The sequence below is a fragment of the Pseudomonas sp. H2_D02 genome, assembly GCF_054677635.1.
The window spans coordinates 98,682-112,208 of the sequence record NZ_CP162816.1; the positions used below are offsets into that span (position 1 = coordinate 98,682).

Genomic DNA, 13,527 nt, shown 5'->3' on the forward strand with positions numbered 1-13,527 from the left:
GGGCCCGGGGCGGACACAGATGTTGCGTACACCTCGACACCCCATGTGGGAGCGGGCTTGCTCGCGAAGGCGTCCTGCCTGACGACCTGAATGCATCGGCTCAGCGATCAGCTTTCAGCGATCAACCAATCCATCTGCCAGCCACCCTGGGTCTGCCCAAGCTTCTTCGACAACCACGGCAGCAACTCACGCAACTCTTCCTCAAGCCCCCATGGCGGGTTGGCGATGGCCAGGCCGGAGCCGTTCAGGCTGTTGGGCGTGGCCAACGGATGCACGAGCAACTCCACCCGCAACAACTTCGGCGCGCCTGTGCCCGCCAGGTCCTGATAGAAACGACGCAACATGCGTTGGTCTTTCACGGGATACCAGATCGCCGCCACCGTCTGGCGCATCCGGCCGATGGCCTCCTTGAGCGAGGCGGCGCAACGCTGCATCTCGTCAAGCTGTTCGAACGGCGGATCGATCAGCATCAGCGCGCGCTTCTCTGCCACCGGCAGCAACGCACGAGGAACGTGCCAGCCTTCGCCCAGATGCACCGCCACGCGACGATCACCCTTCATGTTGTCCTTGAGCAGCACGCCGTCCTCCGGATGCTTCTCGTTGAGCAACACCCGATCCTGCGACCGGGTCAGGCGCCGCGCCAGCTCCGGTGAGCCAGGGTAATAGCGCAACTGGCCGTCCGGGTTCATCTCGTGCAGCACCTTCATGTAATCGGCGGTCAGGGGCGGCAGGTCGTCCTGATCCCATAACCGCGCGATGCCTTCCAGGTATTCACCGGTGCGATTGGCCTGGTCGCCCTGCAAATCGTAAAGCCCGATGCCCGCGTGAGTATCGAGATAGGCGAAGGGCTGTTCCTTGCGCGACATCAAGGCGATGAGGCGAGTCAAGGTCAGGTGTTTGAACACATCGGCGTGATTGCCGGCGTGGAAGGCGTGGCGATAATTCATGGCGGCTCCTGCGAAGGGCGACGAGTTTACCTCGAAGCGCGTCGAACGTCAGGGGTTCGCGGCCGAGCGGCAGAACCGCCCGCCGTGGCGAAGGAGCTTGCTCCCGCTGGGCTGCGCAGCAGCCCCTTTTCCATCCGGCCGCCCGCTACCGGTCCGAACCTACACCGTCCTACGCTCATCCCCTATCGGAACTACAACGGAAGGCTACAGTGCCTTGCGCCGTTGCCTACAACTAAGCCAGAATCCGCCGGCTTGTGCGCCTTGGAGGCCACCGGTACTTTGATTCCGTCACTGCCCATCAGTGATCGGGTTTAGTAGCTCGGTATTCCAAGGTGCTCACCGCTCCATTCAGCTGGGTGTTTTTTACCTGTGCTCAATGGTGGCTGTGCGCAGGGCGCCCTCGGGCGCGCCGGTTCCTTGGATCCCCGGTCTACTAACCTGCGTACAGCTGCCGCCCATCTCGTTTAGTAGCGGATTGGCAGTGGCTCCAACTTAAGGATCCAAGACTATGTCCAAGCCAACGCCGAATCCCCCGAAAGACCACATTTCCCGCACTCAATCGACCAACGCCAAGAAACTCGACGAAGCCGCCACCCGCGCCCTGGACTATTACCTGAAGCCAAAAGCTGAGAAAAAAATGTCCAACACCCCTGATACCCTTTTCGTCATCGCCCCTGACATCGACGCCGAATGCCTGCTCGCCAACCTCAGCGAAACCCTGGCCTCGGCCAACGCCATGGTCAGCGACCTGGCCTTCGACCTGGACGGTTCCCGACGACATATCGCGCTGGGGGTGCAACAGATGATCGAGTTGAGCCAGTTGCTGGCGAACCGGGCATTGGATGTGGTTGACCCGAGATAGGGTCTGCGGTCCTGGGTTTGCTCGATAACAAATGGACAAACCCAGGCAGCTATATGGCGCGAGTGGGATTCAGTGAATCGACACGTACCCGGACAGGAGCAACAAAAACCCAGCCCGCGCGTGATATAGAAATCGGATCGACACGGCAGCAAGCCCCCTCCCACCGAACCGAACTATCACCGAACCCAACCTACCCATTTGCCTAATCCGGTCATGGAAAACAGGAAAAAACCATTAACCAGCCCAACTAAATAAATAAACTGTATCTTTCGTCTCAATCGCGCTGAAAACTCCTTGTAATCCTCGCAATCCAACTCACCACTCTTCAAAGCGCGCGATGAGAACAGAAGAGTAGCACCCACGCTGATCATCAAAAAAAACCGGGAGCAAGGATCTCTACCATTAAATATCCTTCGCGACAAAAAGAACCTGCTCCGGCTAAAACCAGAAACGATCTCATCCATTCGAAAATATGAAAAATACAATAACAGGACGACGACTATAAGCTCTACCAACATAATTATTCCGACGCTCAGGAAATACAGTAATTCAATATCGCTTCTCACCAGTAAGTACCTCCCTGGGATCTGCCTGCTTCATCATCGAGCCCCTTCCTCACCCTGAGATACCAGTCACACCGGCTGGCCCAATGTCGTTATTCCATTACTCGCGCTTGGCATCGGATTATTTCAGCCAACCTGCCACTACCCCAACCACACCTACACCCAATAAAAATACGGCTCCCACCAACCCCACTGAGTAAAGAAACCTAACCACCCTGAGCAGGCTTTTTGGAAAATATATAAAATCCTCTCGACTCAACTCGCCTTGTTTGATCGCTCGCTCAGGAAACAGCAAGAAAGCACCGACACTTAACATCGTAAAGTAGTCACCAAGCACTCCTTCACCCACCGCCGTCCGCCTCCGCCTTAGACCGCTTGAGCTGTGCAGCGCCCCAAACACCTCATCCTTTCGAAAGAAAACCAAATATATTTGCCCAACGAAAAATACCGCACCCAGCAAAAAAATCCCTCCTCCCGCGACAAGCAAAAAATTAGTTTCCTGCTCACTTCTCATTTGGTTATTCCATCGTAAATAATCTCTCCGGCGCCTTCTCCGACATCGGCCATCCACTTGATTTTTTGAATATACAAACTACGACTTAAATTCCTTAGCAACTCATTCATTCGAAAAAATATCAGATACAAGCCACAGAACACAACGACTAAAGTTGAAGCCAAAACAAACACCCAAAACAATGCATAAATTTCTTTTTGCGCACTCATCCAGCCTCCACCCGCTACGTCTCCAAGTTTTTTCCAGCTTCCATAACTGAACAGCGGACGTTTATGGCTTTAATATCCAACCCATATTTTTCCCGACCTCAACTAATAGATACATCAATCCCAACAGGAAAATTGCACCCAACGTACCCCCCTAAACAGCCAAACAATTTTTCTGGGCAACTCATTGAAATCTTGTTGGTCTAACAGTCCCTTTTTTATCTGTCCGCTCGGAAACGTCACCATTGCAGACATAATAGCCAGTATTAAAAAGCCCCCCCAGAACGTCCCCAAAAGCCAGCGCATGGAATTAATCGCTTTAGACCGCTTAAAAAAACACATAAAAACAGCCAGTCTAAATGCAGCCAAATAAAAATAGACACATACAACAAACAGAATAATAAAACCCACCAAAACGAGTGCAACCTTATAAGCATCAACCCAAAGAGCCATTACTTATTAGCCTCGTATATTATTTCGCCAATTCCTTCTCCTGCCATCGCCCCTATTTCTCCGCCCACGAATGTTGACGATCCAACAACGATGGCACAAATAACTCCTCCCCATCCAAGCGAGCCGGCCCCAATAGCAACACAAACGCCGGCTCCACCTAGAGTGCCTACAGCGCCACCCCCAAGCGCACCACTAAACTTCCCAGCCTCAGTAAACTTAACCCGCTCACATTCCTCCGCACTGCCCACCCGACACGTCTCCTTCACCTTCAACCCCCAAGCCGCCGCCCCCAACCCAATTCCAATCCACCCCCCAGCCTTGATGTACTTACTGGCCCGACTCACCCCCTCGATATGCGTTGCATACCCCGGAATCCCACCCGCCACCCCAGCCTTGCTCCAGTGATGCACCAGGCTGCGATTGGAAATTCCCAGCGCACTCTTGAGCTTTGGATGGCTGGGAATGCCCGTGCCCTTGCGCACCAACGGCCCGAGGCTGTTGTCGATTTGGCCCATCAGGCGTTTGCGTTCGGCGAAGAAGTCGGCGCCTTGCAACTTCCCGTGTTTGTCAAAGGTGCGCTGGTGCAGTTGTTCCAGCTCCACCATGTTGCTTTTCAAGCTGCCCAGGTGCTGGCCGAACATGGCTGCGCCGATGCCCACCGAGGTGGACCCTTTGGCGAGGAACGATTCGATTTCACCGTGGTGCTGCGCCATGAAATCCGCTTCGGCGTCGCTCATGGGCGCCAGCGCTTCGTTGACCTTCTGGGCGGCCTCCATCAGCAGCGCTTCTTCACGGGTGCATTGGGTGTTTTGTGGGTCGCTCAGGACGATGAGCTGACCGGGTTTGACCGCGTCGCCCAGTTGCGGATTCAAGCGGTTGAAGTTGGACGGGAGCGAGACACCTGACTCCATGAACAACCACCGCTCCAGTTCCGAGCGGGGCATGGCCCGTTCGACGATGTGGAAACCCGGTTCTACGCTTTTTGCCGAGTCCGGCGCTGGGGCCTGGCGCTTGGACTGCCCACCGGGCGGCGACAGGTCGCAGGCGCCATCCTTGCAGCACTCGCACTCCTCGCAGAACGGTGCGGGGCTTTTCAAGCTTTGGATCTGGGCGTGAGAGAGGCGCGGGGCTGGGGCCGCGGCGAGTTTTTCCAGGGCACCCGGCGCAACGGGGTCGGCGCTCGTTGCGACCATCGGCGCTCCGCCGACCTGGATCGGCACGCTGCTGAAGATTCCGCCCGGGCCGATGTTGATCCAGTGCCCGCCGGCCTGGACGGTCGCGCTGGCACCCGCCTCCAGCACGACTTGCTGACCAGCGCTGACACTGAATCCCCCGGCGGCGTTGAGGGCCTGGTTGGCGACGCGGATGTGCCGATCGCCGGTCACCATCAGGTGATCGTCCTGGCGAACTTCAACCTGGCGTCGACCTTCAGTGGTGCGCTGCTCGCCGCCCTTGAGTTCGTGCCGGGACAAACCACTGACAACGATGCTGCGCTCATGATCGACCTGCACACGCTGGTCATGCAGCACATGCTGGGTCCAGTTGCGCTGCGCCCGCAGGTAGATTTCCTCGGCGCCCTTGCGGTCTTCGATGCGCAATTCGTTGTAGCCACCGCCGCCGGGGCTGCTCTGGCTGCGCAGGATACTGCGAGTCTTGTCCGCCGGCAGGTCGAGGGGCACCGGGTTGGCACCGTTTGGCAAGCAGCCCACCACCAACGGTTTGTCGACGTCGCCGTCCATGAACCCGACAAGGACCTCCATCCCTACCCGAGGGATCATCACACTGCCATAGCGATCGTGCGCCCAACCGGTCGCCACGCGTAGCCAACAACTGGAATGCTCGTCGCGCTCGCCGTCACGGTCCCAGACCAGTTGCACCTTGACCCGCCCGAACTCATCGCAATGGATCTCGCTGTCCACCGGTCCCGTCACCACCGCCGGCTGGAAACCGTTGACGGACGGCTTCTTGTGCTGCAACGGCGGACGAAAGAAAACCTCCCACGGCGTTGCGAGGAAGGCGTTGCGGTAGCCTTGGAACTCATCCCGGCCGGCGGAGGCGGTTTCTTCCAGCACTTGCGGTTGTCGACCATGGTGATCGACCTGCGTCAGCAACCACAGGTCGTTCCATTGCGTGCGCGGGTGCTCTTTGATGCGCATGAAATGCCCGCTGACAAAAGCGCTGTCATCGCAGTCGCCCTCTGCCAGGTGCCCGTCGGCGCCATGCCGTTCGAGGGTCCGCCGGACCGAATGCTTGCCATCGTCGCGGTCGGTGAACTGACCTGGGTAGTGATAGTTTTCCAGCGTCGGAAGTCTCTGGCTGTCGAGATTGGCCTGCAATAGCAGGCCAGGCTTGCGAAAGTCATAGCCGCGCAATGTCACGGCCGTGGTGCCGGTCTGGAGCCGCACCGCCAAGCGCTTGATGGCCGGCTCGACGGCGGCCATACCACTGCCAGGCAGATACAACGTGGATTCGGGCAAGCGCGAGAACACCGTCTGGTCATCACCGAACACCAGCAGATGGCCGTCAGGGCTGTGGCGGAAGTGGTAATGAATGCCGACTTCGGCGCAAAGACGCTCAATGAAAACCAGGTCGCTTTCGCCGTACTGCACGCAATATTCACGCTCGGGATATTGTCCGCCAAGGCTGAACTGGAAGGCATCGGCCAGGATGCCGTGGTCCTTCAGAACGAGGGCCACGATATCCGGCACGCTCAGGTGCTGGAAAATCCGTTGGTTGATGCGATGACGCAAGTACGCCAGGCGAGGCACCAGCGTGATTTGATAGCGGGTCAGCCGCTTGCCCGAGTCGCCTTGGGCCACAGCATAGACCTGGCCGTGAATGCCACCGCCCCGGTCATCGAAGCCCAGGAAAGCCTGGCGATGAAGCAGTTCCTCCAGCGGCAGGTCAGGCCGCTCGCTGACCAGCTCCAACTCGAAGCAGTAAGGCTGGCTGATGGCTTCCTTGCCTTTGAACTCAAGCACCTTGAGGTCGTTTGGCCCGCTGTCGAGCGTCAGCGTGAAACGCGGTAGGTTGGCAGGCGCGAACATCCGATGTGCCTCTGCGAAATAAAGGCGGGCGATTGTGCATGACTCATTGAGCGAGTTGACCGGATGTCATGAAAAACAGATTTCCCCTACATCCAAGAGGCTAAAAGCTGCGGAGCGCGTTGCAATTTCTGATAGACACGCCTGCCTAAAGTCTTCGTACGAAAGAATCAGCGGCTTCTTACAAGACAGCGGGCCTTGTATCGCGCAAAGCCGTGATAACGTCCCTCCGTCGTAAAAAGCCAAGGACGCACCCCATGACAATCCGCTACACGAAAATCGCAATGATCCTGGCACTTGCCGCTTTCGCCTTCCTGACTGTGTTCAACAATGTCACGGACTACAGCTCCAACTTCAATTTCGTCCAGCATGTGCTGAGCATGGACACCACCTTTCCCGACAATGCCGCCCGGTATCGCACCATCGACGAGCCCTGGATGTGGCACGGTGCTTATTGGCTGATCATCCTCGGCGAAGCGATGACCACGGTGTTGCTGGCCTACGGCGCGCTGAAACTCTGGCGGGCACGCAGGGCGGATGGCCTGGCTTTCAATCAAGCCAAGGGGTGCGCCGTCGTCGGGCTCACGGTGGGATTCTTCGTCTGGTTTTTCGGCTTCATGGTCGTCGGCGGCGAGTGGTTCCTGATGTGGCAATCCGAGACCTGGAATGGCCAGGATGCTGCGTTCAGGTTCTACATGGCGCTGTTGGGCGTGCTGATCTTTCTCAACCAACCCGACACCCTGGACCATCAGCCATAAAAAACGGCCCGTTTCCAATGGAGACGGGCCGTTTTTCAGTGCCTTGGGCGAACCATTACAGGCTCGCCAAGAGCCTTACTGATTCAAGCGGAAATCTTTCTCGGCCGCTTCGAAGCGCTGCAGCATGCCGGTGGTAGGCGTGCCCATCTTGCTGACGAAATAGATGGCCAGGCTGGCGAAGATAAAGCCCGGGATAATTTCGTACAGGCCCAGCAGCTCGAAATGCTTCCAGACGACGACGGTGATTGCACCGACCAGAATACCGGCCAGGGCACCGTTGCGCGTCATGTTCTTCCAGATCACGGAGATCAGGACCACCGGACCGAAGGCCGCACCGAAACCAGCCCAGGCGTAGCTCACCAGGCCCAGTACGCGGTTTTGTGGATTGGCGGCCAGGGCGATGGCGATCAGCGCCACCAACAGCACCATGGCGCGACCGACCCAGACCAACTCGACTTGGGAGGCACTCTTGCGCAAGAAGGTCTTGTAGAAGTCTTCGGTCAGTGCGCTGGAGCACACCAGCAACTGGCAGCTCAGGGTGCTCATGACGGCAGCCAGGATGGCGGACAGCAGCACGCTCGGCAACCCATGGGTTGAACAGGATTTTCGCCAGTTCGATGAACACGCGCTCAGGGTTTTCAGTCACCGGACCGGCCAGGTCAGGATGCGCCGAGAAATACGCGATACCGAAGAAACCGACCGCCACGGTGCCGCCCAGGCACAGGATCATCCAGGTCATGGAGATGCGACGCGCCTTGGCGATCGACTTGACCGAATCCGCCGCCATGAAGCGCGCCAGGATGTGCGGTTGGCCGAAGTAGCCCAGGCCCCAGCCCATCAGCGAGATGATCCCGATGAAGGTGGTGTTTTTCAGCATGTCGAACGAAGTCGGATCTCTCGCTTCGATGGCCAGGAACGTGGTATCGACGCCGCCAGTAGCCAGCAGCACGATGATCGGCGTGAGGATCAAGGCAAAGATCATCAACGTCGCTTGTACGGTATCGGTCCAGCTCACCGCCAGGAAACCACCGATGAAGGTGTAGGCAATGGTCGCGGCAGCACCGGCCCACAGCGCGGTCTCGTAGGACAGGCCGAAGGTGCTTTCGAACAAACGGGCACCGGCGACGATGCCGGACGCGCAATAGATGGTGAAGAACACCAGGATCACCACCGCAGAGATGATCCGCAGCAGGCCGCTGGTATCTTCAAAACGGCTGGAGAAATAGTCCGGCAGCGTCAATGCATCACCGTTGTGTTCGGTCTGGACCCGCAGGCGACCGGCGACGAACAGCCAGTTCAAGTAGGCACCGATGATCAGGCCGATGGCGATCCAGCTTTCCGACAGGCCGGACATGTAGATTGCGCCAGGCAAACCCATCAACAACCAGCCGCTCATGTCGGAAGCGCCGGCAGAAAGCGCCGTCACGACACTGCCGAGGCTGCGACCGCCGAGGATGTAATCGGAAAGGTTGTTGGTGGAGCGATAAGCCATCAGGCCGATCAGGACCATGGCTGCGATATAGATCACGAAGGTGATCAGGGTGGGATTGCTAACACTCATGAGTTACGCCCTGGCTTTGTTTTTATGGTGCGGTGGCAGTTGAAAGCGTCGACAACGCGAACGTTGTACGGACGTTTTGTGGACCCGCGAATTTATGACTGATGTTTCCCCAGGAAAGCCATCAGCCGATGCACCCCGACCCGAGCCGGTTGCACCTTGCCGCGAATGCTATTCAACAAATCAAATTAGGTGCAACCAGTTTCGTTGAAATAAGTTGCACCCAGTCGGAATCTCCTTACAAACGTCGCGCTTTGCTCTCTTTTGGTGCAAAAACGCTTCACCTTTCAAACCAAGACGCACCAAGCAAGTGCAGGCATAGAGTCGCGCCCTATGCTTCCTGATGAGCTGCTCATTATTTCAACAAAAAACCGGTTGCACCCGGTTGCACCTCATTCATCCCACAGCTAATCTTGCCGCCAGCTGATGCCACGCGGTACGTGGCAAACATGAGGATAAAAATATGGCTACCACCACCCTTGGGGTCAAACTCGACGACCCGACCCGCGAACGCCTCAAGGCGGCCGCAACCTCGATTGATCGCACGCCGCACTGGCTGATCAAACAGGCGATTTTCAATTACCTGGAAAAACTCGAGGGTGGTGCAACCCTGACCGAGCTGAACGGTTCCCCTCGCGCCGACAGCGATGACGCTGGCGACGTGCAGGTCGACCACGCTCACCAATGCTTCCTCGAATTTGCCGAGAGCATCCTGCCGCAATCGGTCTTGCGCGCTTCCATCACCGCCGCTTACCGTCGCCCGGAGCCGGAAGTGGTGCCGATGCTGATCGAGCAGGCCCGCCTGCCGGCCGAGATGGCCGAAGCCACCAACAAGCTGGCGGCTTCCATTGCAGAAAAACTGCGTAACCAGAAAAGTGCCGGCGGTCGTGCCGGTATTGTTCAGGGCTTGCTGCAGGAATTTTCCCTGTCGTCCCAGGAAGGCGTGGCCCTGATGTGCCTGGCCGAGGCGCTGCTGCGCATTCCGGACAAAGGCACCCGCGATGCGCTGATTCGCGACAAGATCAGTACCGGCAATTGGCAGCCGCACTTGGGTAACAGCCCATCGCTGTTCGTCAACGCCGCCACCTGGGGCCTGCTGCTGACCGGCAAGCTGGTCGCCACCCATAATGAAGCGGGCCTGACCTCTTCCCTGAGCCGCATCATCGGCAAGAGTGGCGAGCCGATGATCCGCAAGGGCGTCGACATGGCCATGCGCCTGATGGGCGAGCAGTTCGTCACCGGCGAAACCATCGCCGAGGCCCTGGCCAACGCGAGCAAGTTCGAAGCCAAGGGCTTCCGCTATTCCTACGACATGCTGGGTGAAGCCGCGCTCACCGAACATGACGCCCAGAAGTACCTGGCCTCGTACGAACAAGCCATCCATTCGATCGGCAAGGCGTCCCATGGCCGTGGGATTTATGAAGGCCCGGGCATTTCCATCAAGCTCTCGGCCCTGCACCCGCGCTACAGCCGCGCCCAGTACGAACGTGTGATGGACGAGCTGTACCCGCGCCTGCTGTCGCTGACCCTGCTGGCCAAGCAATACGACATCGGCCTCAACATCGACGCCGAAGAGGCCGACCGCCTCGAACTGTCCCTGGACCTGCTGGAGCGCCTGTGCTTCGAGCCGCAACTGACCGGCTGGAACGGCATCGGCTTCGTGATCCAGGCGTACCAGAAGCGTTGCCCGTACGTGATCGATTATGTGATCGACCTCGCTCGTCGCAGCCGTCACCGCCTGATGATCCGCCTGGTAAAAGGCGCGTACTGGGACAGCGAGATCAAGCGCGCCCAGGTCGAAGGCCTGGAAGGCTATCCGGTCTACACCCGCAAGGTGTACACCGACGTGTCCTACATCGCTTGCGCCCGCAAGTTGCTGTCGGTGCCAGAAGTCATCTACCCGCAATTCGCCACGCACAATGCCCATACTTTGTCGGCCATCTACCATATCGCTGGTCAGAACTATTACCCGGGCCAGTACGAATTCCAGTGCCTGCACGGCATGGGTGAACCGCTGTACGAACAGGTTGTAGGCAAGGTTTCCGAGGGCAAGCTGAACCGTCCGTGCCGCGTGTACGCTCCGGTCGGCACCCACGAAACGCTGCTGGCCTACCTGGTGCGTCGCCTGCTGGAAAATGGCGCCAACACCTCGTTCGTCAACCGCATCGCCGACCAGTCGATTTCCATCCAGGAACTGGTGGCCGATCCGGTGGCAAGCATCGAACAGATGGCAACCCTGGAAGGCGGCTTCGGCCTGCCGCATCCGCGCATCCCGTTGCCGCGCGACCTGTACGGCAGCGAACGCGCCAACTCCAGCGGCATCGACCTGGCCAACGAACATCGCCTGGCCTCGTTGTCCTGCGCCCTGCTCGCCACCGCCCATAACGACTGGAAAGCCGCGCCGATGCTCGGTTGCGCCGCCAGCGAAGAAACCCCGGCAGCGGTGCTGAACCCGTCCGATCACCGCGATGTGGTCGGCCATGTGCAGGAAGCCACGGTCGAGGACGTGGACAACGCGATCCAGTGCGCCCTCAACGCCGCACCGATCTGGCAGGCCACGCCGCCGGCCGAACGTGCCGCGATCCTGGAGCGTGCCGCCGACCTGATGGAAGGCGAGATCCAGCCGCTGATGGGCCTGCTGGCCCGCGAGGCTGGCAAGACCTTCGCCAACGCCATTGCCGAAGTGCGCGAAGCCGTGGACTTCCTGCGCTACTACGCGGTGCAGGCCCGCAACGATTTCACAAACGATGCCCACCGCCCACTGGGCCCGGTGGTCTGCATCAGCCCGTGGAACTTCCCGCTGGCAATTTTCAGCGGCCAAGTCGCCGCCGCACTGGCCGCCGGCAACCCGGTCCTGGCCAAGCCCGCCGAACAGACCCCATTGGTCGCGGCCCAGGCTGTGCGCCTGATGCTCGAAGCCGGTATTCCGGAAGGCGTCCTGCAACTGCTGCCGGGCCGCGGCGAAACCGTCGGTGCCCGCCTGGTGGGTGATGATCGCGTCAAAGGCGTGATGTTCACCGGCTCCACCGAAGTCGCTCGCCTGCTGCAACGCAACATCGCCGGACGCCTGGACAACCAGGGCCGCCCGATCCCGCTGATCGCCGAGACCGGCGGCCAGAACGTGATGATCGTCGACTCCTCGGCCCTGACCGAACAAGTGGTCATCGACGTGGTGTCCTCGGCCTTCGACAGCGCCGGCCAACGTTGCTCGGCCCTGCGCGTGCTGTGCCTGCAGGAAGATTCCGCCGACCGCGTCATCGAAATGCTCAAGGGCGCCATGGCCGAATCGCGCCTCGGCAACCCGGAGCGCCTGTCCGTAGACATCGGCCCGGTAATCGACGCCGAGGCCAAGGCCGGCATCGAGAAACACATCCAGGCCATGCGCGACAAAGGTCGCACCGTGTACCAGATGGCGATTGCCGACAGCGACGAATGCAAGCGCGGCACCTTCGTGATGCCGACGCTGATCGAGCTGGAAAGCTTCGATGAGCTGCAACGCGAGATCTTCGGCCCGGTGCTGCACGTGGTTCGCTACAAGCGCAAGGAGCTGGATCAGTTGATCAATCAGATCAACGCCTCCGGCTACGGCTTGACCCTGGGCGTGCACACTCGCATCGACGAGACCATCGCCAAGGTCATCGACAATGTGCATGCCGGTAACGTCTACGTGAACCGCAACATCGTCGGCGCCGTGGTCGGTGTGCAGCCGTTCGGTGGCGAAGGCCTGTCGGGCACCGGTCCGAAGGCCGGCGGTCCGCTGTACCTGTACCGCCTGCTGTCGACCCGTCCTACCGATGCGATCCAGCAATCCTTCGTCCGTGGCGATGCTTTGGCCGCGCCGGACCTGCGTTTGCGCGACGCCATGAGCAAGCCGCTGACCGCCCTGCAAACCTGGGCCGACAGCCAGAAACTCGCCGAACTGAGCGCCCTGTGCGTGCAGTTCGCCGCGCAGTCGCAAAGCGGCATCACCCGTCAGCTCACCGGTCCGACCGGCGAACGCAACAGCTACGCCATCCTACCGCGCGAGCATGTGCTGTGCCTGGCGGACGTGGAAGGCGACCTGCTCACGCAACTGGCGGCCGTCCTGGCCGTGGGCGGCTCGGCCGTATGGCCGGAAACCGATACCAGCAAGGCCGTGTTCGCACGCTTGCCGAAGGACATCCAGGCGCGCATCCAGCGCGTTGCCGATTGGACCAAGGACGACGTGCTGTTCGACGCAGTCCTGCATCACGGCGATTCGGATCAACTGCGCGGTGTCTGCCAGCAGGTCGCCAAGCGCGCCGGGGCGATCGTCGGGGTGCATGGCTTGTCTCAAGGTGAAACCAACATCGCGTTGGAGCGCCTGGTGATCGAACGCGCGCTGAGCGTCAACACTGCTGCGGCGGGTGGTAACGCCAGCCTGATGACCATCGGCTAAACGCTGTAAGCCAGGCACCTGCAATAGGTGCCTGGTAACCGAATCCCCTGTGGGAGCGAGCTTGCTCGCGATAGCGGTGGGTCAGTCAGGAATGTTGGACTGGTACACCGCTATCGCGAGCAAGCTCGCTCCCACTTGGGATTAGTGTCGCCCGCACCTCTGCATCACTAGCATCAATCATCCTGTTCAGCCTCCATTCCCAGAC

The 13,527-nt window shown here is 59.4% G+C and carries 7 protein-coding genes and 2 pseudogenes; 3 read left to right on the plus strand and 6 right to left on the minus strand.

Going from position 1 to position 13,527, the window contains the following annotated elements; all coding sequences use genetic code 11:
- Nucleotides 1-107: 107 nt before the first annotated feature.
- On the minus strand, nucleotides 108-947 hold the full coding sequence (locus AB4N42_RS00425; RefSeq protein WP_030140924.1) for a 23S rRNA (adenine(2030)-N(6))-methyltransferase RlmJ: 840 nt from the start codon (nucleotides 945-947) through the stop codon (nucleotides 108-110).
- Between the two features lie 508 nt (nucleotides 948-1,455).
- Here AB4N42_RS00425 and AB4N42_RS00430 point away from each other — a divergent pair.
- On the plus strand, nucleotides 1,456-1,809 hold the full coding sequence (locus tag AB4N42_RS00430) for a DUF6124 family protein (RefSeq protein WP_030140925.1): 354 nt from the start codon (nucleotides 1,456-1,458) through the stop codon (nucleotides 1,807-1,809).
- A gap of 684 nt (nucleotides 1,810-2,493) precedes the next feature.
- Here AB4N42_RS00430 and AB4N42_RS00435 read toward each other — a convergent pair.
- The 4 genes and pseudogenes from AB4N42_RS00435 to AB4N42_RS00450 form a co-directional block, all read right to left on the minus strand.
- Nucleotides 2,494-2,886 carry a hypothetical protein gene (locus AB4N42_RS00435; protein ID WP_217861098.1) on the minus strand — a complete coding sequence of 131 codons (393 nt, stop codon included), beginning with the start codon at nucleotides 2,884-2,886 and terminating at the stop codon, nucleotides 2,494-2,496.
- On the minus strand, nucleotides 2,883-3,095 hold the full coding sequence (locus AB4N42_RS00440) for a hypothetical protein (RefSeq protein ID WP_198797241.1): 213 nt from the start codon (nucleotides 3,093-3,095) through the stop codon (nucleotides 2,883-2,885). Before AB4N42_RS00440 ends, AB4N42_RS00435 begins: the two co-directional genes overlap by 4 nt.
- 114 nt (nucleotides 3,096-3,209) lie before the next feature.
- On the minus strand, nucleotides 3,210-3,545 hold the full coding sequence (locus AB4N42_RS00445; protein WP_460115712.1) for a hypothetical protein: 336 nt from the start codon (nucleotides 3,543-3,545) through the stop codon (nucleotides 3,210-3,212).
- A 1,040-nt stretch (nucleotides 3,546-4,585) separates the two neighbouring features.
- A pseudogene (locus AB4N42_RS00450) lies at nucleotides 4,586-6,592 on the minus strand (type VI secretion system Vgr family protein); the annotation flags it as partial.
- A gap of 254 nt (nucleotides 6,593-6,846) precedes the next feature.
- Between AB4N42_RS00450 and AB4N42_RS00455 the strand changes: the two are divergent.
- A complete protein-coding gene (locus tag AB4N42_RS00455; protein WP_198797242.1) occupies nucleotides 6,847-7,347 on the plus strand; it encodes a DUF2165 family protein in 501 nt (166 codons plus the stop codon).
- 75 nt (nucleotides 7,348-7,422) lie between these two features.
- Here AB4N42_RS00455 and putP read toward each other — a convergent pair.
- A pseudogene (gene putP / locus AB4N42_RS00460) lies at nucleotides 7,423-8,908 on the minus strand (sodium/proline symporter PutP).
- A gap of 460 nt (nucleotides 8,909-9,368) precedes the next feature.
- Between putP and putA the strand changes: the two are divergent.
- Complete coding sequence (gene putA / locus AB4N42_RS00465) at nucleotides 9,369-13,322, plus strand: trifunctional transcriptional regulator/proline dehydrogenase/L-glutamate gamma-semialdehyde dehydrogenase (RefSeq protein ID WP_460115714.1); 3,954 nt, start codon at nucleotides 9,369-9,371, stop codon at nucleotides 13,320-13,322.
- Nucleotides 13,323-13,527 lie beyond the last annotated feature (205 nt).